Origin of the sequence: Neobacillus sp. KR4-4, assembly GCF_042136325.1 — a bacterium.
GTDB lineage: Bacteria > Bacillota > Bacilli > Bacillales > Cytobacillaceae > Neobacillus.
In genome coordinates this window covers 1-23,393 of sequence record NZ_JBHHJU010000003.1, presented here as the reverse complement: position 1 = coordinate 23,393, position 23,393 = coordinate 1, and the positions used below count along the sequence as shown (strand labels likewise).

The following is a 23,393-nucleotide window of genomic DNA, read 5'->3' as shown; positions in this document are numbered from 1 at the left end:
GAATATCATTTTCTTCATATTCAAACAACTGAAAAAGCTAATTTATATTTTATGTCACAAATCTGTCAAAAACAATCAAAATCTTTCATTTTTTTAATAAACATAAAAAATCCTTCAACATAACTTCTACAGCATTTTAGTTATCCGGATTTTTTATTACTATATAGAAAAAGAACTCCCTATTGCGAGAGTTCTTCTGTGTCAGCCATTAACTTCTTGGCTCCTCTAGATATTGATACAATACATCTCCGCCCCTTTGACCAATCCCGCGGAAATGTTTAAAGTCTGCCCTTTTCACTAGCACCTGACGAAATTCCATAAACTGATCATTTGTGACATAATACTCAGAAAGTTCCCCTGACATGAGGCGATTCAATATATCTGTAATCATTTCTTCTGTCATTCCAAACACCACCTTCACCTGATTTTATTTTAACGCAACCGCCTTTCCTTAAGCCAGCATTGTAAATTTCTTCAGCGATTTTTGAAAGCGTTTTCTATTCTTTTGTTGCCTTTTTTCTCATATAATTATATTGTTAATAAAGAATTAACATAATTGTCAAATAAAAGGCTTTACGAAACGAAAAAAGTAGTGCAAACTGTTATTTAACTGGATTTTATTTATAGTTTTTGAGGTAAAGGAGAGAGACATTATGAGAAAAGCAGAAGTTGGAAATATCATAGAATTCCGTGGTGGCTTGAAAGGGATTGTTGAAAAGGTAAATGAAAATTCTGTCATTGTCGACCTAACAGTTATGGATAATTATCGTGATTTAGAATTGGATCAGCGGACTGTTGTCAATCACAAAAACTATAAAGTTATAAAAGAAAGCGCTTATTAAAATAATAGTATCCTAGAAAAGGCAGCCCTTATTATGGCTGCCTTTTTTTTTTGACATTAGCCAATATAGTTATTGGCCCTTTCCAGCTTCATTTGCCAATTGCTTTTTTGTTTTTACTTTTCCATGTGGATTTTGATCTTGCTTTCGGACAGTCCATTCTCTTTCTTGTTCACTTTTTGATTTGCTCATTTCTTTCACTCCCTTCCTTTTTTATTTTTTTCTTTTCTTTATGTTCTAACCTAACGAAACCGTAAAATTTGAGATGTAATGATTTCCATTCGAAAAACTTATTTGATAAAATATATTTTATGTTTTGTAAAAAGGAGATCGCGTAATGAAGAAATTCTTCCAAGACCCGCGCGTACTAATTGGATTAATTATTGCACATGTACTTTTATTTTTTTCCTTTCATGATAAAGTGATCTTTTGGTATATTTTTGCTGGTTCGATTTTAATCTTAATCGCTTATGCTATGTTTCAAGAAGAGGTGGATGATAACGTATCCTTTATTCAGTATATTTTTCTTGGGGCACTTACCGGTTTATTATTATATAGTATCTTTTGGCTTGGGATTCGGGGAATGAAGATCCTGCATCTACCCTATGATACAAGTCTTAGGAACCTATATAAATGGTTTGCTCCTACAATATTTTGGCAATATATTGCCCTTGTATTAGTTGCAGCCCCAGGAGAAGAACTTTTCTGGCGGGGGTTTATCCAAAAAAGATTGAGCAAAATGTTTAAGCCTGGGTTCAGTATTTTGGCAGCGTCAATCCTGTACGCTTCTGTCCATATTTATGCCGGCTCATTTTTATTAGTACTTGCAGCCTTTATTTCTGGTTTCGCTTGGGGATATCTGTACCTTTGGAAAAAGAGTATGCCTTTGGTGATTGTTTCTCATATCATTTTTGATTTGATGATGTTTATTTTCTTACCTTTGCATTAAAAAGCAGTTGCTCTCCTGAACAACTGCTTTTTTTTATTTTCTGACACTTGTTGGTAATGGCTTTATCCAAAGTAAAATAAAAAAAATCATACAAATATACCCAAACAAAGGATATAAATAGGAGAGCAGCGTCCCATAATTTACAAGGCTGATTAAATAAGAAACAACAAAAATGAGTGTTACAGATAGGACTGTCGGAATAGACGAATATTGTTTCAACTGCCGATCGAGTCCAAACACATTTCCAATCACAGAGGTGAAAATTTCTCCATAAATAACGAGAACAAAAATCCAAAATAAAAAAGGGGCTAAATTTTTCATGACAATGGCCATTGGGATGTTATATATTTCTAAACTAGGAAGCATGATTAACGAAAAGTGACTTGCAATTAAGATGATAGTTAAAGCAGCCCCTCCAAGAATTCCTCCCCATTTAATCGTCCAATCATCCTTCACTTCTGTAGCAATTGGCACTAAAACTGCTTGAGATAGGCCAAGATTTAATGCCACATAAGAAAATGGGGCGATGACACTCCTCCAGCCATCATCCGCATGCGGAATAAAAAGTAATTGATCGATAAAGTGGGGCATTTGCACTGAAAAGAGCATTAAGATAAGGCTGAAAGTTATCATAAGTGGAACAACAAATGTATTAACTGCAAAAAGACCTTTTGTTCCAACTAACATGACTAAAAAGGATAAAAAAATGGTCAAGAAAACGCCGGCCGCTTTTGGCAAACCTAACTGCTCCTCAAATACAGCCCCTGCTCCGGAAAGCATGACTGCACTAACTCCAAGAAGCATAAAAAGCATAAAGATATTAATGACACGACTTGGCCATTTGCCAAACAAATACTCATTAAACTCTTGATAGGATTTTGCATTTATATGTGCAGCCATTCTCATTAATTTCGACCCCAATGAAATAAAGAGATATCCGCTCATTATTATACTTATTAAGCCAAAGAAACCAAACCGTGAAAAAAATTCAACGATTTCTTTTCCCGTGGCGAAACCAGCCCCTACTACAGTCCCTACATAGACTGCAGCTATCTGAAACGCTTGCGTCCATTCCCTCTTCACATCATCTCCTCCTTATCATCAATATATGATGATAGGGACAAACAAAGACGAGCTTTTTTCCTTAATTAGAAAGCATTGCCAAAACATTTCTCTTGAAAGTCAAAAAAGGTCAGAGTATACTATCGACATAAGGTCAAATATAGTCAAAGTCAAACAATATTATTCCATAATTTAATAGGAGGTTATTTACTTATGCTTTGTCAAAAATGTAATGAAAATAATGCAAACGTACAATTAAATATGATTATTAATGGGCAGCGTAAGGAAATTAAACTTTGTCATGAATGTTATGCAAAAGAAAAGCAATCTTTAGGAGCAGGGCTGGGTCAAAATATGAACTTTTTCCAAGGTTTCCCGTTCGAAGACTTTTTCATGTCAAGTGCAGCCCATGGGAAAGATGACATCAGTCAACCTGTTACACAAACTGGGAGAAAAAGCGGACATAGCAGTTTTATAGATCAATTCGGACGAAATTTAACTCATCTGGCTAAAGCGGGATTAATTGATCCGGTAATTGGTCGTGATGGAGAAGTAAAGCGTGTTATCGAAATATTAAATAGACGTAATAAAAATAATCCTGTCCTAATTGGTGAACCAGGAGTGGGAAAAACAGCGATAGCTGAGGGTCTTGCGCAGAAAATTGCGGAAGGAGATGTTCCTGGTAAGTTGCGTAATAAAGAGGTTTACTTGCTAGACGTTGCTTCCCTCGTTGCCAATACAGGAATTCGCGGACAATTTGAAGAGAGAATGAAACAACTCATTTCCGAATTACAAGACCGGAAAAATATTATTCTTTTTATCGATGAAATCCACCTTCTTGTTGGTGCTGGTTCCGCAGAAGGGTCAATGGATGCAGGAAATATCTTAAAGCCTGCCTTAGCCCGCGGTGAGCTTCAATTGGTTGGTGCAACCACACTTAAGGAGTATCGACAAATCGAGAAAGATTCGGCTTTAGAACGACGCTTCCAGCCCGTACATGTTCTTGAACCAACACCAGAGGCTGCAATTGATATATTAAAAGGGATTCAAAAGAAATATGAAGATTATCACCAAGTGACCTATTCTGAGCAAGCAATTCTTGCCTGTGTTCACTTGTCACATCGCTATATCCAGGACCGCTTCTTACCTGACAAGGCGATTGATTTACTGGATGAGGCTGGTTCAAAATTAAATCTTAATTCAGATTATCAAAACAATGAACAAATTGAACAGCGCTTAAAAGAGATTGGTGTTGAAAAAGAAGAGGCACTGAAAAGCGAGAATTATGAAAAGGCAGCTACACTTCGCGATGAAGAAGCCAAACTGGAAAAAGCATTAAATAAGGTTTCAGGTATAGAGAGACCTCTTGTGGATGTATCTCATATCCAAGAAATCATCGAAGAAAAAACAGGTATTCCAGTTGGAAAACTACAACAAGATGAACAGTTAAAAATGAAATCTTTAGAAGAAAATCTAAAGTCTAAGGTTATCGGTCAGGAAAAAGCAGCAAATAAAGTAGCGAAAGCAATTAGACGCAGTCGGGCCGGTTTAAAATCAAAACATCGCCCAATCGGTTCCTTCTTATTTGTTGGACCCACCGGAGTTGGTAAAACAGAATTAACTAAAACACTTGCCGAAGAACTATTTGGCTCAAAGGATTCGATGATTCGACTAGATATGAGTGAATACATGGAAAAACACAGTATCTCTAAATTGATTGGCTCACCTCCTGGCTATGTAGGTCACGAAGAAGCAGGACAGCTAACAGAAAAAGTACGCAGAAACCCTTACTGCATTATTCTATTAGATGAAATTGAAAAGGCACATCCAGATGTTCAACATCTATTCCTGCAAATTCTTGAAGATGGCCGCCTGACGGATAGTCAAGGAAGAATTGTGAGCTTTAAGGATTCCGTAATCATTATGACAAGCAATGCTGGCGTAGGCCACAAGACCGTTCATGTTGGATTCGGTACAAACGAGGCGATTGAAGAAGCAAGTATCCTTGACTCACTTGGCAGTTTCTTTAAACCTGAATTCCTGAACCGCTTCGACAGTATCATTGAGTTTAATTCACTCAGCAAAGAGCATATCCTTTATATTGTCGATTTAATGATTAATGAGTTACAAGAAATGCTTACGGCACAAAAGATTGAATTAATGGTGACACAAGAAGCGAAAGAAAAACTCGCAAGGCTTGGATACCATCCAGCTTTCGGTGCACGCCCGCTCCGCCGTGTCATCCAAGAGCAGCTTGAAGATAAAATAGCGGATTTTATCTTAGAGCAGCCAGAGATTAAAAAATTAACTGCTATTGTTGAAGAAGATGAGCTAAAAGTTGTTTCCCATGTTACTGTGGTTAAATAAATAATAGCGAAGCCCTTCTAGAAATTCTAGAAGGGCTTCGCTTTTTTCATTTATAGTTTTTTATCATCTACAGAGTTTAACCAATTTTCAATCACACCCACTACGGATTCTACACAACCGGCCTCAAATGGCGAGATTAAATTCGCTGCTTCAACTAACTTAGTGAATGACATACTACCGCCTAATTTACATAGTTTAACATAGTCTGCCCATGCCTCTTCTTGATTTTCTCTCGAGCGCTTCCAGAATTGAAAAGCACAAATTTGTGCAAGTGTATAATCTATATAGTAAAACGGTGAATTATAGATATGTCCTTGGCGCTGCCAGAAGCCGCCATTTTCTAAGTATTCATTCTCGTCGTAATCTTTATGAGGTAAATACTTCTTCTCAATTTCACGCCATTGAAGCTTACGCTCTTTTGGGGTTGCTTCTTGATTTTCATAGACCCAGTGTTGGAATTCATCAACGGATACCCCGTAAGGCAGGAATAATAGGGCATCACTTAGATGAGAAAACTTGTACTTATCGGTGTCTTCCTTAAAGAACAAATCCATCCATGGCCATGTGAAAAATTCCATACTCATGGAATGAATTTCACATGCTTCGTATGTCGGCCAAGCATATTCAGGAATCTCAAAATGACGACTCGAATAAACTTGGAATGCATGACCAGCCTCATGTGTTAGAACATCAATATCTCCAGAGGTACCGTTGAAATTTGAAAAAATGAAAGGTGCTTTATAATTTTCAATAAAAGTACAATAGCCACCGCCAGCTTTTCCCTTCTTCGCTACAAGATCCATCAAATTATTTTCTTGCATAAATTGAAAGAATGCCCCAGTTTCTTGTGAAAGTTCCTCATACATTTGCTGCCCATTTTCAATAATCCATTCCGGAGTGCCCTTTGGAGTGGCGTTTCCCGTTTGAAAATTAAAAGATTCGTCGTAATATTTAAGCTTATCGAGACCGATTCTTTCTTGTTGGCGCGCCTTTAATTTTGTTGCAATTGGTACAATATATTCCTTAACTTGATTACGGAAATTGGCAACCATTTCTGCATTGTAATCGGTTCTCATCATCCGGTAATAACCAAGTTCAACAAAGTTTTTAAAACCAAGTTTCTGAGCGATTTCAGTCCTAACTTTAACAAGGTCATCATAAATACGATCAAACTCTGCTTCATGCTCAACCATAAATCCAAATTTCGCTTCATTTGCCCTTTTTCTCATTTCTCTGTCCGTTGACTGAGCGAACGGTTCTATTTGGGCTAGAGTTCTTTCTTCCCCTTCGAAGTCAATCTTTGCAGATGCCATTAGCTTCGTATATTCCGTTGACAATCGATTTTCTTTCTGAAGTAATGGAACGATTTCTGGTTTGAATGTCTTCAGCTGTCCCTCGGCAAGGGCAAAAAGCTGTTCCCCCCATTTTGCCTCTAATTGAGACCTAAACTTAGAATCAACCAATACTTGGTAATACTTTGTCACTAACCCTTCCACTTCAGGCTGAATTTCATCCATATAATCTTGTTCTTCCTTGTAAAACTCATCATTCGTATCAATGGAATGACGGATATAACAAAGATTGAACATCGTACCCAAGTCATTTCTTAGTGTATTAATCTCATTCATTACCGCGTTTTGTTCATCTAGTGAAGTTGCGTTTTTAAAACTCTCAATTGCAGAATTAAATTTTTTAGTTACTTCTTCTAAATTTGGCCGTATGTATGTATAGTTTTCAAACCCCATTGAAACAACCCCTTAGTAAATTTTTCTAATATTTCCACCTATTTTATTATATACTATCGCTTAACATTCCTGACAACAAAAAAAATACGGCCAAATGACCGTATTAGAATTTACCAGCAGGTATTCCCAGCTTTTTTAACAATTCAATCGCTTCTAGTTTTTCAGATTCACTAAGCGATGACATGAGACTATTGATTTGCTCTGCATGTTCAGGGAAAATTTCCTGAATAAATTTTTTCCCGTCTTCTGTGATTTGTGCATAAGTGACACGGCGATCTTTCGGACAGGCAATTCTTCTTAACATTCCTTTTTGTTCAAGCTTGTCGACCACGTAAGTAATACTTCCACTTGCAAGCAAGATTTTCCCGCCAATTTGCTGCATGGGCTGGTCACCCTTATGATACAGAAGTTCCAGAACGGCAAATTCCGTAGGGTTTAACCCGTTTGCCTGGATTACTTTATTTACATGTTCGTTAATAGCTTTATATGCTCTTGAAAGGACGATAAAAAGCTTTAATGAATTAGCAGTTGAATTATTTTCCATAAAAAACTCATCCTTTTAGTTTTATATAAATTTCATTAATATAAGTGACCGGTTCTTATAAATATCTTGATTTCAAGATTATTATAAGGAATTTTTGACTAGTTGTCAATTTACCCAACAAAGAGGAGCTAAGAATTTTTGTTGAATAAAGAATAAATATTTCTTATTTCCCTCTTTCAATAGTAAGATAAGGTTAGCATATATTTACAACTACTTTAATAAAGAAGGGATGTTTATGAGTCAATCAGCAGTTTTACCATCACGCAAATCCAATACTTCTGAAGCAACCATCTACAAAATTTTATTTATTATTGGATTGTGCCATTTATTAAATGATGCCATTCAGGCCGTCGTTCCTGCGATGTTTCCTATTCTGGAAAAATCAATGGGCTTGAGTTTTACCCAACTTGGGATAATTGCTTTTTCCTTAAATATGGTTTCGTCCGTTATGCAGCCTATTGTCGGGTTTATTACCGATAAAAAACCAATGCCCTACGCACTGCCGATTGGGCTCACTTTCACTTTAGTCGGTATTCTTGGATTAGGATTTGCTTCAAGCTTCGGATTGATTGTACTGTCAGTTCTGTTCATTGGTCTTGGGTCAGCGGTATTTCATCCAGAGGGTTCTAGAGTTGCATATATGGCAGCGGGAAATCGCCGTGGATTGGCTCAATCCATATATCAGGTCGGCGGTAACACAGGGCAGGCACTAGCCCCTTTAATTACAGCATTAATTTTAGTTCCTCTTGGGCAAATTGGAGCTTCCTGGTTTACGGTTGTCGCTGCACTTGCGGTAATTTTATTAGTCTATATCGCTAATTGGTACCATCAGAGATTAATAGTTTCTCCAAATGTATTAAAGAAAAAGAAATCTAGTGCAGGAACGAATAAAGGGTTAACGAAAGAGGTAAAAACTACATTAGTTTTGATTCTGTTATTAATTTTTGCTAGAACTTGGTACACTTCTGGAATTACAAATTTTTACACTTTTTATGCAATCAAGGAATATTCTTTGACGATTAAACAGTCTCAACTCTTCCTCTTCGCTTTTTTAGTTTCGGGAGCAGTTGGTACTTTTTTCGGAGGGCCGCTTTCAGATCGCTTTGGAAAGAAAACCATTATTACGATCTCAATGTTAATGACCGTTCCCTTTTCTATTTTAATTCCGTATACACCGCCCACGCTGGCGTTTATTTTCCTGATTATCACTGGATTTATCTTAATGACTAGTTTCTCAGTTACGGTAGTATACGCTCAGGAATTAGTCCCAGGTAAAATTGGGACGATGTCAGGATTAACAGTTGGCCTTGCATTTGGTATGGGGGCAATTGGTTCTGTAGGCCTTGGTTATATTGCAGACTGGATTGGACTGCAATCAATGATCCGATGGCTCGGAGTGCTCCCAATACTTGGTATAATAGCTTTCCTTCTTCCGACCGATAAGAAGATTTTGGAATGGAATAAGCAGGAAAAATAAAGGATGGGCACGGAGCCCATCCTTTTATTTTTCCTGGATTTTTTGATATAGTTCTTCCTTTTCCTCGTCTGTTAGCATTCTTTCCGCCATTGGGAATAAAACATTTTCCTCTTTGGAGAAATGCTCTGTTAAGATAAAGTAAGCACTTTGAACGAGCTGTGCTGCTTTTTTCATTTCTTCAATGGCCCCCGATTTATTTTCTATATTTGTAAGAAATTCGCCAATTTTGGTTTTTGCTTGGTCATGCTCATACTCCATTACAGCAATAGGTCCTGAAGTTGTTCCGATATAAACACCCATCATCGGAAAAAGAACACCTTCTTCTCGTTCGGAATGGGGGTCTAATGCGGTCTTAAATTCTTTTACACTTGTAATTAATGCTGAGAAATTAGTCTCAATACCTATTTCTTGGTCAATTTTTTGTGTCAACTCGTACATGTCATCTAATTGCTTTAATAACGGTGGATGTTCACCTTTTAATTGCTTAAGTCCTTTACTTAATTCAGCTTGGGGCATGCCTCCAAACGCACTCATACAGCCACTCATCTACAATCACCTCAATCACTTTTATTGGTACAAGTATAAAATCAACCAGTAGTCTATGTAGTGACTTTGCTCACATTTATGTAACATTGGGAATCAATTAATGAAATTTTGTCAGTTTAATGAAAGTTCACTAATTTTTTTAATAATTTTAACATTTATCACACAAAAAAAGATTAAATGTTTCATATAATAGAGGTAGACAATTATAAGGGAGGGAAAAGAAATGAAAACCCCAAATTATCACGATTTTTATCAAAAGGCACTAATCCCCATTGGTGTAAATGACCAAATTGCCTTACAGGAATCCAGTGCATATTATGCGAACTCACCTTCAACCCATTGGCTGATTGCCGTAGAAGGGGTTCAACTCCCACAGACAAAAATATATTTTCATTGGAAAGTAAGTATATACCCTGCTGATTGTGAAGGAGACTTCGATTGGAAAAAGCCTTATTATTGTTCTCCAAACATGGAGTTAATTGATCATGCAAACGCATTTGCATCTTCTCTCGTTACAGCCGGCAAAAACGATAAACTTTCTTCAGCAACGCTTCTAGAGAAGATAAGCTAACCCCTAAAAATATTACCTTCTGCTTCACCTTCTTTTTACCTTCATTTGTGAAATAACCCACATATAGTAAAAAAGAAAAATTTACATAAAAAAGGTGCTGTCTGCGATTGCAGACAGCACTTTTTTCATTTGAAACTTAAGCTAACCTAAAGACAATTCCATGTCCGCCTTTAGGGTATTCCCATTTAATATTTTGATATGGACAGCCGATCCGACAGCTTCCGCATTCATGGCAGCCCTCATAGCCTACCTGCATGCGTGTTCCTTCCCACTTATAAACCTCAGCAGGGCAAAATACTGTACAAAGCTTATCGGGACATTTTGTCATGCAGACGTCATGATCCAGTACGGTCAAATGAGATTTCGTATCACATTTAAAACGGAGGAGATACTGTTTTTCCTCGATATTTTTCGTTGACATTATTTCACCGCCTTCCAAGCACGATAAATATCTTGTATCACACGGATGGTTCCACGTTCTGAAGTCACACTCTTCATGATTTGTTTTTGTTTTTCCCGCTTCGGTGTTCCATCAACGGTAAAGAATTTGCTCATAGCTTTATTCATCATTGGAACATATTCATTAAAATATTGTGGATACTTCTCAAAGGTATGTGCAGCATCCTTATATTTCTCTAAATCCTTCATTATGAAACTACTATTTAGTGCATCACGATAGCTATTTAAGCTTGATTCACTGAAATCCCCGCGACTATGTGCCTGAACTACAGCTTCTGCAGCCATTTTTCCAGATGACATCGCCATGTTCGAACCTTCACGATGAATCGCATTGACTAGCTGTGCTGCATCTCCAACGACAATGACTCCATTTCCAGCCACTTTAGGAACGGAACGGTAGCCGCCTTCTGGTATGAGATGGGCAAGATATTCAGCCGATTCTCCCCCAGCGAGCATTGGTTTTACCATAGGGTGAGTTTTTAAGTAGTCTAGGAGCTCATATGGCTTTATTTTCGCTTTGATCATACTCGATAGTGTTGTACCTACTCCAATATTTAAGCTTTCTTTATTGGTGTATACAAACGCGGTTCCTAGGTTGCCTTTTGTTGAGTCCCCAAAGATTTCAATGGTACACCCCTGATTATCTTCCAAATTAAAACGATCATTGATTTTTTCTTTTGGTAAATTAATCACTTCCATTACTGTTAAAGCAACTTCATCTGGTCGAAATTCTTTATGGAAGCCCAACTGTTTTGAAAGGAGCGAGTTAACCCCGTCTGCAAGCACAACGACATCAGCATATACCTCACCATTTGGACGGTCAGTACGAACTCCAACGACCTTACCGTTTTCAACAATACATTCAGTTACTACTGTTTCATTTATAAGGAGGGCACCTGCATCTACTGCCTTTTTGGCAAACCATTGATCAAACTGTGCACGTAGGACTGTAAAATTATTATATGGTTCTACACCCCATTCGAGACCTTTGTATCCAAATTGAACAACAGATTCTTTATCCATCATCCAAAAACGCTGTTCAATCACAGGTCGTTCCAAAGGTGCTTCCTTCCAAAATTCAGGAATTAATTCCTCCATTTGCTTTCGGTACAATACCCCGCCCATTACGTTTTTAGCCCCTGGGTATTCCCCTCTTTCAAGTAGTAAAACGTTTAGTCCACTTTTTGCACAGGTAAGGGCACATGAAGTACCTGCTGGTCCAGCACCAACGACAATTACATCAAATTTTTCAGACATAACTTATTTCACCGCCCTTTACAGATTTAATCTGCCTAAATTGTTCGGTTAATTTTGGAATGATTTCCAAGGCATCTCCAACAATTCCATATGTCGCAACATCAAAAATTGGCGCATTGGGATCTTTGTTAATCGCGATAATGAAATCAGAATTTTTCATACCAACGACATGCTGAATGGCTCCAGATAAGGCAACGGCAAAATAAATTTTTGGAGTGACTGTCTCACCTGTTTGACCAATTTGAAGGTGATGCGGCAGCCAGCCAGCCTCAACAACATCACGTGTACCACCAACCGTTGCACCAATGGTTTCTGCAAATTCATATAGAAGCTGGAAGTTCTGCAAATCTCCCATTCCCTTTCCGCCACAGACGATGACATGGGCATCAGCTAAATTGACTTTTTTTGTTACGTCATTCACAATTTGCAATACCTTTGTACGCATATCTTCTTCATGAAGTGATATTTTTTCCTCAATGATTTTGCCAGTTCTCCTTGACTCAGGTTCTAATGCCTTCATTACCTTTGGTCTCACTGTTGCCATTTGCGGTCGATGTTTCTTACAAAGGATGGTTGCCATAATATTACCACCAAAGGCAGGTCTGCTTGCTTCTAGTAATCTGTTATCAATATCCACGTCCAGCATGGTTGTATCTGCCGTTAAACCAGTGTTTAAATCTGTAGCTACGGCACTTGCTAAATCTTTCCCATTGGGTGTTGCACCGTAAAGGATGATCTCTGGTTTGTATTTTTTTGCAAGGAGCATTACACCCTTCATATATGATTCTGTACGATAATTCATTAAAACAGGATGATCAACCATATATACAATGTCTGCACCATAAGAAATGATTTTATCAGCCAATGGTCTTATTTCATGACCAAGTAAAAAGCCAGCTAATGGGACTTGTAATTTATCTGCTAACTCTCTTCCTGCACCAAGTAATTCTAGAGAACCGCCTTCGACCCTGCCATCATTTTGTTCAATGAATACCCAGACTCCTCGATAATCGTCTAGATTCATATTAATTTCCCCCCTTGACAAAAAATTGTTCTATATTATTTAGATATCTGGATTGTTAATAGTTCCTTCTTCTCCATCAAAAGGTCCATAAGTTGCTTAACCTGCTCATCTATAGCACCTTCTAGTCTTTTTCCACCTTCTGGACGAGGCGGTGTAAACATCTTCCCTACAATTGTTGGTGAACCTTTTAGTCCTAGCTGTGATCGTTCAACATTTTCAAAGTCACTTACTGCCCAAATTATCGGTTCATACCTTGCAGCTTTAATCATGTTGGTCATTGGTGAATACTCAATCTCATTAATCTCTTTTTCAACTGTTAATAAGCAAGGTATTTCTGACTGAATCAACTCATAGCCGTTTGTTAATTTTCGTTTTATCAGTACTGTCTTTTCTTTCTGATTGACCTCTGTCACTTCAATTACATTGGTAATTGGCGGGATATCCATCCTTCTTGCGATTCCGGGCCCAACTTGTCCTGTATCACCATCGATTGCATGCTTTCCACAAATAATCAGATCCACTGGGTGCTCTTTATTTATTTTTTCTAAAGCTTTTGAAAGAGCGTAACTTGTTGCCAGTGTATCTGCTCCTGCAAAGGCACGGTCTGAAATTAGATATCCTTTATCTGCACCTATTTCTATACTCTTTCTTATGATTTCAGTCGCTTGCGGCGGACCCATTGATAAAACAGAAATAATCCCCCCAGTTTTCTCCTTGATTTTTACCGCCTCCTGAACAGCGTGGGCATCGTAAGGATTCAAGATAGCAGGTGCACTGCGGCGGTCGAGTGTGTTCGTTTTTGGGTTGATTTTAATAATTTTTGTATCGGGTACTTGTTTGACACATACGACAATATGCATGTAGGAATTTCCCTCCTCCATATGATCTCTAGAATTAGCGAAAGCGTTTGCTCCCTTATGGTTGAAAAATGCTTTTATTAACGATATATGTATCGCAACAGAAGCATAGTACCAAACATTGATAGATTTCTAAATTTCTTACTGGATTTTACTTAAACTAGTGATGTGTAAAAGATTCCAAACAAATCTTTATGCAATATCTAAGAGGCAGTGATAAAAGTATTAACAATTTGAAGTTATGACAAGTTGTGGTAAGATATGTAGTTAATCGTGATGTAAATATTTGATTAATAGTACTAATATAACTATATGAAATATTTAGATATAAACAATGATAAAAATCACAGTTCATGTCTAATTTTGTAGATGTCTTGATTAGGATTATTGGATAAGGAAGGAAGTATGTGATGACTGAGGTTATTTTTGGCAGTGTACTTTCAGCGCTATCTACTGGGGCAGGTGCACTACTCATTCTATTTATTCAACATTCTATTACACATCGCTGGAAGGATATTTTATTAGCCTTTAGTGCTGGTATTATGATGGCAGCTTCTACGATAGGTTTAATTCCTGAGGCATTGAAATACGGTGGATTTGCATCACTTTTTGTAGGAATCTGTCTAGGAGTATGGACGCTTACTCTATTAGAAAAAAATATCCCTCATATTGACTTACAACATAACAAATCTGGAATTCAGTTTGACGAGAAAGCTCTATTAATTATTTCTGCGATTACGCTGCATAATATTCCTGAAGGATTATCAGTTGGTGTCAGTTACGCGTCGGAGCAAGGCGATACAGGCAATCTTATCGCTTTGGCAATTGGATTTCAAAATGCACCGGAAGGCCTTCTTGTCGCATTATTTTTAATTAATCAGCGGATAGGTAAGTGGAAGGCCTTCATTATAGCGACCTTGACGGGAGCCATTGAAATCGTTACATCTTTATTAGGATATTTCTTGACATCATATGTTCAAGGTCTAGTACCCTATGGGCTTTCTTTTGCAGCCGGGGCAATGTTATTTATCATTTATAAGGAATTGATACCCGAAAGCCATGGAGACGGAAATGAGCGGGTGTCCACCTATGCATTTATCATGGGACTGCTGGTCATGGTGTACATTATTGATATATTTTCATAGGTTTAAAAAAACGGGGCCTAATCGAAATGGTTGTTTTTGTATTGTTATTAAATCAATATTTTAGGCCAAATCATAATCATTTGTTTAAAAGCAAACTTAATTTCATCATTTGGCTTGGAGGATCCTTCCATAGCCTTTTGATACTTGTTTATTAATTCATCCAGCTCTTGACTATATTTTATAGTTACTTCACTCGTAAACCCAAGTGAGTTGGCACTATTAATCATTAGTTGCCTTTTTTTCTTAATCTCTTCAATCATTTCATTATAATTATTACAATGCTCGTACATGTGTTTCCGCTTCCCCCTACCTATTACCCAATTGCAGTAAACCACTAAAATTTAGACTACTTGATGAATTATGACAAGAATTTTACTAAAAGTAAACACATTCGCAAAAGTAGACAAAACTTCCTATTTCTTTTGTTTTTCGACAATTTCTTTGTTTAATATATCGGTTTTGCGACAAAATTCTTCATTTTTCATAAAAACCCTATTCCAGTAAATTAATAAGTTGGGAGCTAAAAAAACTGGCCGCTTTAACACAGCAGCCAGTTTTCCTCTTACTATTATTGAACTTCTAACTTCTCGTAAATTGGAACCCATCCTTCGGTTGTTACAAATATCCTTACTGCAACAACTTTTCTGTCTTCTTCTAAGGTAAAATAGTGTCTTGTATTTTCGGGTACTGAAATCAAGTCGCCAGGATTTAAATGTACCTCAAAGAACTCACCATCTTTTCCTTGAATGACAAATACACCGTGACCACTGACAATAAAGCGAACTTCATCATCTGTATGATGATGTTCGTTTTTAAAATTTGTCAGCAAAACATCCAAATTCGGCGTATTTTCTGATAGTGAAATGACATCTTGAGCTTTGTACCCCCGTCTAGCAGAGATATCAGCGATTTCTTCAGAAAAAACACTTAATATTTCTTCTTTTTCTCCCTCACTCAAAAGGTACTTTTCTACCAAATCACTAGGGAGCTTGCTAATATCCCAATTTTCATAAATAACTTCTTGAGATTCAAGGAAACTTGCAACCTCTTCTTGAACATTTATTTGCTCTTCTTTGTTTTGAAATGTAATATATGCCATTTTATATTCTTCCTTTCCATTTTTGGTTGATTAGACTGCGTTAAATAATTGGGGATGGTTTATGTTCTAATAACCGTAATTGATACCGAAATAAAAACTCAGAAGCTTCAAGTATTTTTTTCGCTTCAAATGCAGTTCTCCCCCATACCGTGATTCCATGGTTACGAATTAAAATAGCACCTGTATCACCTGAAATATGTTCAGAGAATTCAGCAGCCAGAGTCGGTATATGTGCATAATTTCGAATGATCGGTATTTTTAAGGTTGCATCCTCTTCCCATATATCAAATGCTTTAATTAGCTCTTGTCCTTTAAAGGTGACCACACCCTGATCACCATATATTTCTGAAATAACATTATTATCAATTGTATGAACATGAAGACTGCAGCCAGCATTCGTTTTACGATAAATTTCAACATGAAGAAGTGTCTCGGCTGAGGGTTTTAAATGTGTTTGTTCGACAGGATGACCAAACTCATCAACAAGTAAAAAATCTTCATCCGTACGTTTCCGCTTATCCTTACCACTAGCTGTAACCAGAAATTGGAGTGGATGATCATTTACTTTTATCGCTAGATTGCCACTCGTACCCATAAACCAGTCACGATTTGCAAGTTCATCTTTTACATCTGCTAGATCATTCCATCTCTCCTTTATCATTTTAATTCCCTCACCTCAATTCTTTTTTTTATTTCCTCGATACATTCGAAGAACGTACTAAATTCTTGATGATTAATGCCCCATTCCTCACATTTCTCCTGCAGTAAATCTCTTGCTAACACAAAATTAGCATGTTTCGCTGCCTCAAGATCTGTGACCGAATCTCCGATGACAATCTTGAACAGGTCGTTTTCATGGGTCAGCTTTCGAATAATGCTCGGCTTACAGCAGCCACAATTATTGTCACATAACGAATCGCATTCGTTCGGCCAAAGAATTTTAATCCTCTCACCTGAAAAATCAGATTCGTTACAATAAATACCAGCAAATGGTCCAAACTTCTCTAATATCGGATAAACAAAAAAGTCAATCCCACCGCTAACAATATATAAAGGAATCTCTTCTTTATGCGAAAATTCTACAAATTCTTTAAATCCCGGGCGGATTTTTGCATGCTCAATCGCAAACGCAGTCAACTCTTCCTTCAATTGACTAGGTAATAAGGAGAACAATTTTCCTACTCCCTCATTAATGGAAATTTGGCAAGTGAGAATTTGATCTTTAATTTCTTCCCATCCCTGAGGAGCAAATTCTTCCATCATCCGGATAATGTTATCACTTTCCGTTACGGTTCCATCAAAATCACAAAAGATTACAGGTTTTGTCATACTGTTACCTCTGCATTTCCCCATAGCTTTAGCGCCAGCTTAAGTTCTGGATACATTTCAGCCCCTTCAGACAATAACTTGCCTTGGAGATTAGTTTCAATCGCTTGTCGGAATGCAAGACCGCCGCCCCGGGCACCGTCTGGATGTCCATGTACTCCACCTCCAGCATTAATAACCGAATCGATACCAAAATCACCTATTAACAATGGAACCAAGCCAGGATGAATTCCAGCCGATGGAACGGGGAACGACTTTTTAAAACTGTCCTCACTTGTTAATTCATTAGCAATCGACAGTGCCTTTGGTTTTTCTAATGCAACTGTCCCATACGGCGATGGGAACAGTGACAAATCAGCACCGGCATATCGAAGCAGTTTACCTAGTAATAAAGAATGAGATACTCCATATACGGGTGATGATGCCAATGCACCACTGAAAGCAGGATGTGCCATAAGAGGTAATGCAATTTCATCATCTTCTCTTAATTCCTGCAGCACATCTAACCCATAGGAAAAAACATTGAATAATAAGAGGTCTGCTCCAAGTTCAGCAGCCTTTCTAGCTTTTTCTTTGAGCTGCGAAGTTCTGCCTGTTAGATTAACAGCATATAAAGTGCGGTGTCCTGTTTGGTCAAACACTTCTTGCAGTGCTTTTTTCCCTTCGACAATTCTTTTTTCAAATGGTGTTAATTCATTTTCAAACAGGATTTCATCATCCTTGACCAAATCAACACCACCAAGGGCTTGTTGTTTTAACTGTTCGACTAAAAACGTGAGGTCTTTCCCGAGTACGCCTTTAAAGATGCTCATTAATAACGGTCGATTATTAACGTTTAATTTATTCCTTAGTCCATCAATCCCAAATCTTGGACCAGGGAACTGCCTCTTTAATCCCTCATCAAATTGCAAATCAAGTAATTTAATTTTTCCATCCAATGAAAGTTTACCGAAAACGGTTGTTAAGATAGCAGGGAGGTCATTAGAAAAGTTTATCGTTGGATAGGCAATTTTAATCAGTGCTTGCTCTTCTGTTTCTGAGGGATTCGCTTCGACTGATACAACTCTTCCTTTATGTTTACGCAATTGGTTTTGTTCTAATTCAGGCAGATTCGTCCATGACCCAACTGTTAAACCAAGGGCAATTTCTTCTGCCTTCTTGGATGGTTTCTTTTCGTTATTTAGTAGATATGTAGCAATAATTTCAGTCATTATAAAAACACTTCCTTTTATTCAAACATAAAAAACCTCTTCAACAAAGAAGAGGTTAGCCGCTAACTAACATCTTCTCATCTATCAGCCTTGTTGCTGCAAGAATTAGCACCGTGCTTAAAACTAGATTTAAGTCGGTTGCCGGGCTTCATTGGGCTTTTCCCTCCGCCTGCTCTTGATAAGAAAACGATTCGTATATTATTCAGTTATTAATGTGTGTTTAACTTTAATTTGCATTATCGCAAGAAAAAAATAAAATGTCAATTGATTTAACTGGCTAATCAGAATTTTAAACAAAATTCTGAACGCATAAGTGCAACTACTCTTCCGTCTCCGCCTTAAGGGGCTCGCCATTCGGGGAGTTTTCTTTAAATATTTCTAAACGACTAATTCTTTCGACGGCTTCAGCTAATCGTTCTTCTGTTGAAAGTAGTCCCACCCGAACATACCCTTCTCCAAATTCACCAAATCCAATTCCAGGTGCAACCATAATATGTGCCTGTTCAAGGAGAATATTAGCAAATTCCGTAGAGGAAAAGCCTTCAGGAACCTTAAGCCAGGCAAAAAAGGATCCCCTTGGTGCGCTGACATTCCAACCCAAGGAATGAAGCCCACTTATCAATACATCCCTTCTTCGCTCATACAACTCGTTTAATTCCTTTACACAGTCTTGAGGTCCAATTAAGGCCTCCGCAGCAGCCTCCTGTACGGCTCCAAATAAACTGACATACAAATGATCTTGTAAAAGTTCAATAGCAGAAATGACGCTTTCATTCCCAATTGCAAAACCAACACGCCAGCCTGCCATATTATAGCTTTTAGATAAGGTATAAATTTCAATTCCAACTTCCTTTGCCCCTTGAACCTGTAAAAAACTTACTGGTTTCTTACCATCAAACCCGATGGCACCATAGGCAAAATCATGAACTATACAGATATCATGTTCATTCGCTAGTTTGATTGTCTCCTCAAAAAATTCATGAGTCGCTACCGCACCAGTTGGATTATTAGGATAATTGAGGAACATTAGTTTTGCTCTATCTAAAACATTCCCATTCAACTCACCATAATCCGGTAGAAAATTATTTTCCTCCCTTAGCGGCATTCTTACCATTTCGGCTTTTGCAAGTGCAACCCCTGACAAATAATCCGGGTAGCCTGGATCGGGCACGAGGATGGTGTCGCCGGGATTCAATAAACACTGCGGAATTTCGACAAGACCCGCCTTACCGCCAAACAGTATAGCCACTTCTTTATCTGGATCAATGGGAACTCCATATTCTCTAAAATAAAAATCAGCTGCAGCTTGTTTTAAATACTGGTGCCCTTGAAAGGGAGAATATTTGTGATTTAATGGATTCACCGCGGCTTCCTGAAGTTTTGCTACGATATGTGCCGGTGTTGGCTGATCGGGGTTCCCTTGCCCCAAATTAATCACATCATACCCCTGTGAAATATATTCCCCGACTTTTTTAACGAGTGAAGCAAAAAACTGCTTAGGAAGACTATTTAATATCTCTGATGTTGAAAATTGCTTCATGGTTCTCACCTGCTTTTATGATTTATAAAAGTAATTCTATTGTTAAATTCTAGTCACAAATGATATAACTTTTATAAGAGCTTGTAAAGAAAAAATTCCGAAAGTTCAAACGAGGTGAAGATTCGTGAAATTAAAAATTTCATGTATACAAATGGATATCGCCTTTGGGGATCCAAATAAAAACTATCAATCTGCTGAAAGACTCATTGAAAAGGCTGTAGCCGGCCAGCCCGATATCATTGTACTACCAGAGCTGTGGACAACAGGGTATGACTTAACTCGTCTAAATGAAATTTCAGATAATCATGCTGGTAAGACCATTGATTTCCTTCAAAAGGCAGCAAAAAGGTACCAAGTAAATTTTGTTGGCGGATCTGTAGCCAACCGAGAAGAAAACGGTATAAAAAATACCTTGCTCATCGTCAATAAGGAGGGTAAACTCGTTCACCAGTATAGTAAACTTCACCTATTTAAGCTAATGGATGAACATGTTTATTTAGAAGCAGGCTCTCAAAAAGGACTTTTTGAAATTGAAAATAATAAATTTGCCGGGACTATTTGTTATGACATTCGCTTTCCGGAGTGGATTCGAGCACATACATCTGAAGGGGCTGAGGCACTGTTTGTGGTTGCCGAATGGCCAGCGCAGCGATTGTCTCATTGGAGAGCCCTTTTAATTGCCAGAGCCATTGAAAACCAATGTTATGTCATTGCTTGTAACCGTGCCGGTCAAGATCCTAATAACCAGTTCGCTGGACATTCCTTAATTATCGATCCGTGGGGAGAGGTAATAGTGGAAGCTGAAGAAAGCGAAGAAATTTTATCTGCAGAAATTGAGACGGATTTAGTCAAAGAGATTCGTAAACAGATCCCTATTTTCATCGATAGAAAACCCGAATACTATAATTAATTTTCAAAAAATATTGACAATATTATTTTATTGCTGATATGATTTTCACCAGTTAAATAAATATTCTCTTATCACGAGCTGGCTGAGGGATTGGCCCTTTGAAGCCCAGCAACCGACCTTAAACAAATTGGATAATAGAGTGCTTCCTGCGCTTAACGATTCCAATAAGGCACGGTGCTAATTCCAACAGAAGGATTATCTTTCTGAGAGATGAGAGGTGCGATAGACAATTTGTCTTCCCGAGCCTCTTTCAAATGAGAAAGAGGCTTTTTTGTGCCTAATGCACAATGAAGCCTCCCAAAAACAAGGAGGAGCATTATGAGTCTACTAAAACAGAAAACATACCAACCATTAACTAACGAGAGTGCGGTAGAACTTGCACTGGAATTAAATATTTTTCCAGGCACTGCTAAACTCTCCTGCAAAGAGATTGGCGACGGAAATCTCAATCTTGTTTTTCATATTGTCGAAGAATTAAAAGGAAAAAGTATTATTATTAAACAAGCTCTCCCATATGCAAAAGTAGTTGGTGAAAGCTGGCCATTAACACTGAAAAGAGCAAAGATTGAAGCAGATGCCTTAAAAATTTTCGGGCAAATTGCTCCTGAATATGTTCCAGAAGTATTATTCACAGATGATGTCCTTGCTGTAACTATTATGGAGGATCTTTCCCATCTTTTGATCGCAAGAACTGGCTTTATTAAAGGTGAAAGCTATCCATTAATTGCTAAACATCTGGGTGAATATCTTGCTAAGACATTATTTTACACTTCAGATTACGGATTAGGCCCTGGAGTAAAAAAAGAACGTGTCCAACAATTTATTAATCCCGAATTATGCAAAATCACTGAGGACTTGATCTTTACCGACCCATTTATGGATGCAGATACAAATGAATTTGAGGATAGCCTTCGTCCAGCAGTCGAAGCTCTTTGGCATGATGAAGAACTAAAATTTCATGTAAATGTCTTGAAGAAAAGCTTTTTAACGGAGGCTGAGGCCCTCCTGCATGGAGATTTACATACTGGAAGTGTGTTTGCTAGTATTTCTGAAACCAAAGTAATTGACCCTGAATTTGCTTTCTACGGACCTGCAGGCTTTGATTTAGGTCAAGTATTTGCGAACCTCCTTTTCCAGGTTATTGCGAATGAAAAAAAACATGATCTTTTCATCAACCACATTGAAACCGTATGGAATGTGTTTGAGGAACAATATACATTCCTATGGAATACAGAAAATAAAGAGATTGCTGTAAAAACTTCTACATTCTTAAACTATCAGATATCCAAGTTTTTTGGGGATACCCTCGGGTTTGCAGGCTGTGAATTAATCAGAAGAACCATTGGCCTTGCACATGTTGCAGATTTAGATGGGATTGAGGACGAGCAAACCAGAATCACTGCTAAACAAAAAACGATTGAGCTCGGAAGAATCCTAATAAAACAACGAAATGAAATTAAGGATCTAACATCATTTATCGCAACTATAAAAGAACGTATATAGGTAAGAAAAGCAATCCACTTTGGATTGCTTTTCTAGTCGATTTTTGCCCACATCTCTTCTGGGTTTAGTTCATAAATACCCTTCTCTCGAAACATATAGTGATTAATGATAAATTCCCGGCGAATGGTTGCATAGTCATCATGGAATTGTTTTATAAACTCATTTAATTGTTTTTCTTCGTATTTTTCACCCATTTTTAACCCCTGTATCATGTGTTCAAATACGATTAATTTCTTTTTTCGTTGTGCTGGAATATTTTTTAGTTTCCCAGTTTTCGTAAAGAAATTTTCGATGATTTTTTGTCTCTCGAGACTAGACTCGACCATTTCATCCAACTCCTCTCCCTTTTTTTCTAACAGTTCTGTAAACACCTTTGCCTGCTGATTTATCAATGATTCGTTTAGGTAAAAGTAGATAGTATTCTTGACTCTTCTGTCATAAACCACATGAACTTCCCGTAATTTCTTTAAATGATGTGTAATCGTTGGAGCAGACAGGCCAAGCTTTCCAGCAATCGCCTGACCGTGGAGTGGGCCTTTCGCCAATATGGCTACTATTCGAATTCTTGTTGGATCTCCCATTGTTTTATAAAAAGATACGATTTTATCTAATTGGATCAATTTCCTACCTCACTTTTTTATAATTTCGATAACCATCTAATTAGATATATATCAAATTAACTTTACCATGTCAATAATTTAAAAAAAACACTCCCAAAAGGAAGTGTCTCAGATTGTAGACAAAAGGCATTCGATGAGCTTAATCGAATGCCTTTTTATGGTTTTTTTGCTCGTAAGAGCAAATTTTGACCTTTTCTATACCTTTATCTAGGCCTTTTCTGGACTTTTCCATGTCCAGTTGGCCATCTTTTTCAAATTCATGGCAGCAAAAGTAAGCATCGCTTGCATGGACAATTTTTTTAGGCCTCTTAAGGTTGTCCAACGCATACCATGCTTTTCTTT

26 protein-coding genes and 2 riboswitches are annotated in these 23,393 nt (G+C 37.6%); of the genes, 8 read left to right on the top strand and 18 right to left on the bottom strand.

Annotation, left to right across the window (positions count from 1 at the left end):
- Positions 1-208: 208 nt before the first annotated feature.
- Positions 209-403, bottom strand: coding sequence for a hypothetical protein (locus tag ACE198_RS03545; protein WP_098572576.1), 195 nt, complete (start codon positions 401-403; stop codon positions 209-211).
- A gap of 250 nt (positions 404-653) precedes the next feature.
- Between ACE198_RS03545 and ACE198_RS03540 the strand changes: the two genes are divergently transcribed.
- The gene (locus tag ACE198_RS03540; RefSeq protein WP_026566278.1) at positions 654-842 is read left to right on the top strand and encodes a YkvS family protein; all 189 of its coding nucleotides are present in this window, start codon (positions 654-656) and stop codon (positions 840-842) included.
- A gap of 69 nt (positions 843-911) precedes the next feature.
- Here the strand turns inward: ACE198_RS03540 and ACE198_RS03535 are convergent, their stop codons facing one another.
- Positions 912-1,031 carry a DUF6254 family protein gene (locus ACE198_RS03535; RefSeq protein ID WP_222127323.1) on the bottom strand — a complete coding sequence of 40 codons (120 nt, stop codon included), beginning with the start codon at positions 1,029-1,031 and terminating at the stop codon, positions 912-914.
- Between the two features lie 145 nt (positions 1,032-1,176).
- Here ACE198_RS03535 and ACE198_RS03530 point away from each other — a divergent pair, with 145 nt between their 5' ends.
- Positions 1,177-1,788, top strand: coding sequence for a CPBP family intramembrane glutamic endopeptidase (locus tag ACE198_RS03530; protein ID WP_375374728.1), 612 nt, complete (start codon positions 1,177-1,179; stop codon positions 1,786-1,788).
- Between the two features lie 33 nt (positions 1,789-1,821).
- On the opposite strand, the gene ACE198_RS03525 is transcribed toward ACE198_RS03530, so the two are convergent.
- Positions 1,822-2,871 carry a YkvI family membrane protein gene (locus tag ACE198_RS03525; RefSeq protein WP_375374727.1) on the bottom strand — a complete coding sequence of 350 codons (1,050 nt, stop codon included), beginning with the start codon at positions 2,869-2,871 and terminating at the stop codon, positions 1,822-1,824.
- Positions 2,872-3,063: 192 nt separating this feature from the next.
- On the opposite strand from ACE198_RS03525, the gene ACE198_RS03520 reads away from it, so the two are divergent.
- Entirely contained in the window at positions 3,064-5,217 is a 2,154-nt protein-coding gene (locus ACE198_RS03520; RefSeq protein ID WP_375374726.1) for an ATP-dependent Clp protease ATP-binding subunit, read from the top strand.
- A gap of 50 nt (positions 5,218-5,267) precedes the next feature.
- On the opposite strand, the gene ACE198_RS03515 is transcribed toward ACE198_RS03520, so the two are convergent.
- Positions 5,268-6,962: a M3 family oligoendopeptidase gene (locus ACE198_RS03515; protein WP_375374725.1), complete on the bottom strand. Its 1,695-nt coding sequence runs from the start codon at positions 6,960-6,962 to the stop codon at positions 5,268-5,270.
- A gap of 103 nt (positions 6,963-7,065) precedes the next feature.
- Positions 7,066-7,506, bottom strand: a complete 441-nt coding sequence (locus tag ACE198_RS03510) for a MarR family winged helix-turn-helix transcriptional regulator (protein ID WP_251456282.1) — start codon at positions 7,504-7,506, stop codon at positions 7,066-7,068.
- Between the two features lie 235 nt (positions 7,507-7,741).
- Here ACE198_RS03510 and ACE198_RS03505 point away from each other — a divergent pair, with 235 nt between their 5' ends.
- On the top strand, positions 7,742-8,983 hold the full coding sequence (locus tag ACE198_RS03505) for an MFS transporter (RefSeq protein WP_375374724.1): 1,242 nt from the start codon (positions 7,742-7,744) through the stop codon (positions 8,981-8,983).
- Positions 8,984-9,007: 24 nt separating this feature from the next.
- Here the strand turns inward: ACE198_RS03505 and ACE198_RS03500 are convergent, their stop codons facing one another.
- Positions 9,008-9,529 (bottom strand): hemerythrin domain-containing protein, encoded by a 522-nt coding sequence (locus ACE198_RS03500; RefSeq protein ID WP_257148469.1) that lies wholly within the window; start codon positions 9,527-9,529, stop codon positions 9,008-9,010.
- Between the two features lie 223 nt (positions 9,530-9,752).
- Between ACE198_RS03500 and ACE198_RS03495 the strand changes: the two genes are divergently transcribed.
- A complete protein-coding gene (locus ACE198_RS03495; protein ID WP_098572569.1) occupies positions 9,753-10,100 on the top strand; it encodes a hypothetical protein in 348 nt (115 codons plus the stop codon).
- A 136-nt stretch (positions 10,101-10,236) separates the two neighbouring features.
- Here the strand turns inward: ACE198_RS03495 and ACE198_RS03490 are convergent, their stop codons facing one another.
- From ACE198_RS03490 to ACE198_RS03475, 4 genes are read right to left on the bottom strand one after another with little or no spacing between them, the layout of a single operon-like run.
- Positions 10,237-10,521 carry a ferredoxin family protein gene (locus ACE198_RS03490; protein WP_026566270.1) on the bottom strand — a complete coding sequence of 95 codons (285 nt, stop codon included), beginning with the start codon at positions 10,519-10,521 and terminating at the stop codon, positions 10,237-10,239.
- A complete protein-coding gene (locus tag ACE198_RS03485) occupies positions 10,521-11,816 on the bottom strand; it encodes an FAD-dependent oxidoreductase (protein WP_098572568.1) in 1,296 nt (431 codons plus the stop codon). Before ACE198_RS03485 ends, ACE198_RS03490 begins: the two co-directional genes overlap by 1 nt.
- The gene (locus ACE198_RS03480) at positions 11,809-12,840 is read right to left on the bottom strand and encodes an electron transfer flavoprotein subunit alpha/FixB family protein (RefSeq protein ID WP_375374723.1); all 1,032 of its coding nucleotides are present in this window, start codon (positions 12,838-12,840) and stop codon (positions 11,809-11,811) included. Before ACE198_RS03480 ends, ACE198_RS03485 begins: the two co-directional genes overlap by 8 nt.
- Positions 12,841-12,875: 35 nt before the next feature.
- Positions 12,876-13,700, bottom strand: coding sequence for an electron transfer flavoprotein subunit beta/FixA family protein (locus ACE198_RS03475; RefSeq protein WP_375374722.1), 825 nt, complete (start codon positions 13,698-13,700; stop codon positions 12,876-12,878).
- Between the two features lie 407 nt (positions 13,701-14,107).
- Here ACE198_RS03475 and ACE198_RS03470 point away from each other — a divergent pair, with 407 nt between their 5' ends.
- On the top strand, positions 14,108-14,842 hold the full coding sequence (locus ACE198_RS03470) for a ZIP family metal transporter (RefSeq protein WP_098572565.1): 735 nt from the start codon (positions 14,108-14,110) through the stop codon (positions 14,840-14,842).
- A gap of 47 nt (positions 14,843-14,889) precedes the next feature.
- Here ACE198_RS03470 and ACE198_RS03465 read toward each other — a convergent pair whose 3' ends face one another.
- From ACE198_RS03465 to ACE198_RS03440, 6 genes are all read right to left on the bottom strand, one after another.
- The gene (locus ACE198_RS03465) at positions 14,890-15,132 is read right to left on the bottom strand and encodes an aspartyl-phosphate phosphatase Spo0E family protein (RefSeq protein WP_098572564.1); all 243 of its coding nucleotides are present in this window, start codon (positions 15,130-15,132) and stop codon (positions 14,890-14,892) included.
- A 278-nt stretch (positions 15,133-15,410) separates the two neighbouring features.
- Complete coding sequence (locus tag ACE198_RS03460; RefSeq protein WP_098572563.1) at positions 15,411-15,941, bottom strand: 1,2-dihydroxy-3-keto-5-methylthiopentene dioxygenase; 531 nt, start codon at positions 15,939-15,941, stop codon at positions 15,411-15,413.
- Between the two features lie 40 nt (positions 15,942-15,981).
- On the bottom strand, positions 15,982-16,602 hold the full coding sequence (locus ACE198_RS03455) for a methylthioribulose 1-phosphate dehydratase (RefSeq protein WP_375374721.1): 621 nt from the start codon (positions 16,600-16,602) through the stop codon (positions 15,982-15,984).
- Positions 16,599-17,270, bottom strand: a complete 672-nt coding sequence (locus tag ACE198_RS03450; RefSeq protein WP_375374720.1) for a 2-hydroxy-3-keto-5-methylthiopentenyl-1-phosphate phosphatase — start codon at positions 17,268-17,270, stop codon at positions 16,599-16,601. The genes ACE198_RS03455 and ACE198_RS03450 overlap by 4 nt, the downstream gene beginning before the upstream one ends.
- Positions 17,267-18,478: a 2,3-diketo-5-methylthiopentyl-1-phosphate enolase gene (gene mtnW, locus ACE198_RS03445; RefSeq protein WP_375374719.1), complete on the bottom strand. Its 1,212-nt coding sequence runs from the start codon at positions 18,476-18,478 to the stop codon at positions 17,267-17,269. The genes ACE198_RS03450 and mtnW overlap by 4 nt, the downstream gene beginning before the upstream one ends.
- 74 nt (positions 18,479-18,552) lie before the next feature.
- A riboswitch (SAM riboswitch) is annotated at positions 18,553-18,663 on the bottom strand.
- 134 nt (positions 18,664-18,797) lie between these two features.
- On the bottom strand, positions 18,798-20,018 hold the full coding sequence (locus ACE198_RS03440) for a pyridoxal phosphate-dependent aminotransferase (RefSeq protein WP_375374718.1): 1,221 nt from the start codon (positions 20,016-20,018) through the stop codon (positions 18,798-18,800).
- A 124-nt stretch (positions 20,019-20,142) separates the two neighbouring features.
- Here ACE198_RS03440 and ACE198_RS03435 point away from each other — a divergent pair, with 124 nt between their 5' ends.
- Together ACE198_RS03435 and mtnK are read left to right on the top strand one after the other, a co-directional pair.
- Positions 20,143-20,928 (top strand): carbon-nitrogen family hydrolase, encoded by a 786-nt coding sequence (locus tag ACE198_RS03435; protein WP_375374717.1) that lies wholly within the window; start codon positions 20,143-20,145, stop codon positions 20,926-20,928.
- A 65-nt stretch (positions 20,929-20,993) separates the two neighbouring features.
- Positions 20,994-21,145, top strand: a riboswitch (SAM riboswitch).
- Positions 21,146-21,246: 101 nt separating this feature from the next.
- Entirely contained in the window at positions 21,247-22,431 is a 1,185-nt protein-coding gene (mtnK, locus tag ACE198_RS03430) for an S-methyl-5-thioribose kinase (protein WP_375374716.1), read from the top strand.
- 32 nt (positions 22,432-22,463) lie between these two features.
- Here the strand turns inward: mtnK and ACE198_RS03425 are convergent, their stop codons facing one another.
- Positions 22,464-23,048, bottom strand: a complete 585-nt coding sequence (locus tag ACE198_RS03425; protein ID WP_375374854.1) for a DUF2087 domain-containing protein — start codon at positions 23,046-23,048, stop codon at positions 22,464-22,466.
- Positions 23,049-23,258: 210 nt separating this feature from the next.
- Positions 23,259-23,393 (bottom strand): transposase (locus ACE198_RS03420; RefSeq protein WP_375374853.1); only part of this gene is annotated, 135 nt, incomplete at its 5' end.

What these genes read in the sequence shown, in the direction of transcription:
- ACE198_RS03545 (WP_098572576.1), bottom strand. Translation starts at nt 403, where the DNA reads ATGACAGAAGAAATGATTACAGATATATTGAATCGCCTCATGTCAGGG.
- ACE198_RS03540 (WP_026566278.1), top strand. Translation starts at nt 654, where the DNA reads ATGAGAAAAGCAGAAGTTGGAAATATCATAGAATTCCGTGGTGGCTTG.
- ACE198_RS03535 (WP_222127323.1), bottom strand. Translation starts at nt 1,031, where the DNA reads ATGAGCAAATCAAAAAGTGAACAAGAAAGAGAATGGACTGTCCGAAAG.
- ACE198_RS03530 (WP_375374728.1), top strand. Translation starts at nt 1,177, where the DNA reads ATGAAGAAATTCTTCCAAGACCCGCGCGTACTAATTGGATTAATTATT.
- ACE198_RS03520 (WP_375374726.1), top strand. Translation starts at nt 3,064, where the DNA reads ATGCTTTGTCAAAAATGTAATGAAAATAATGCAAACGTACAATTAAAT.
- ACE198_RS03515 (WP_375374725.1), bottom strand. Translation starts at nt 6,962, where the DNA reads ATGGGGTTTGAAAACTATACATACATACGGCCAAATTTAGAAGAAGTA.
- ACE198_RS03510 (WP_251456282.1), bottom strand. Translation starts at nt 7,506, where the DNA reads ATGGAAAATAATTCAACTGCTAATTCATTAAAGCTTTTTATCGTCCTT.
- ACE198_RS03505 (WP_375374724.1), top strand. Translation starts at nt 7,742, where the DNA reads ATGAGTCAATCAGCAGTTTTACCATCACGCAAATCCAATACTTCTGAA.
- ACE198_RS03500 (WP_257148469.1), bottom strand. Translation starts at nt 9,529, where the DNA reads ATGAGTGGCTGTATGAGTGCGTTTGGAGGCATGCCCCAAGCTGAATTA.
- ACE198_RS03495 (WP_098572569.1), top strand. Translation starts at nt 9,753, where the DNA reads ATGAAAACCCCAAATTATCACGATTTTTATCAAAAGGCACTAATCCCC.
- ACE198_RS03490 (WP_026566270.1), bottom strand. Translation starts at nt 10,521, where the DNA reads ATGTCAACGAAAAATATCGAGGAAAAACAGTATCTCCTCCGTTTTAAA.
- ACE198_RS03485 (WP_098572568.1), bottom strand. Translation starts at nt 11,816, where the DNA reads ATGTCTGAAAAATTTGATGTAATTGTCGTTGGTGCTGGACCAGCAGGT.
- ACE198_RS03480 (WP_375374723.1), bottom strand. Translation starts at nt 12,840, where the DNA reads ATGAATCTAGACGATTATCGAGGAGTCTGGGTATTCATTGAACAAAAT.
- ACE198_RS03475 (WP_375374722.1), bottom strand. Translation starts at nt 13,700, where the DNA reads ATGCATATTGTCGTATGTGTCAAACAAGTACCCGATACAAAAATTATT.
- ACE198_RS03470 (WP_098572565.1), top strand. Translation starts at nt 14,108, where the DNA reads ATGACTGAGGTTATTTTTGGCAGTGTACTTTCAGCGCTATCTACTGGG.
- ACE198_RS03465 (WP_098572564.1), bottom strand. Translation starts at nt 15,132, where the DNA reads ATGTACGAGCATTGTAATAATTATAATGAAATGATTGAAGAGATTAAG.
- ACE198_RS03460 (WP_098572563.1), bottom strand. Translation starts at nt 15,941, where the DNA reads ATGGCATATATTACATTTCAAAACAAAGAAGAGCAAATAAATGTTCAA.
- ACE198_RS03455 (WP_375374721.1), bottom strand. Translation starts at nt 16,602, where the DNA reads ATGATAAAGGAGAGATGGAATGATCTAGCAGATGTAAAAGATGAACTT.
- ACE198_RS03450 (WP_375374720.1), bottom strand. Translation starts at nt 17,270, where the DNA reads ATGACAAAACCTGTAATCTTTTGTGATTTTGATGGAACCGTAACGGAA.
- mtnW (WP_375374719.1), bottom strand. Translation starts at nt 18,478, where the DNA reads ATGACTGAAATTATTGCTACATATCTACTAAATAACGAAAAGAAACCA.
- ACE198_RS03440 (WP_375374718.1), bottom strand. Translation starts at nt 20,018, where the DNA reads ATGAAGCAATTTTCAACATCAGAGATATTAAATAGTCTTCCTAAGCAG.
- mtnK (WP_375374716.1), top strand. Translation starts at nt 21,247, where the DNA reads ATGAGTCTACTAAAACAGAAAACATACCAACCATTAACTAACGAGAGT.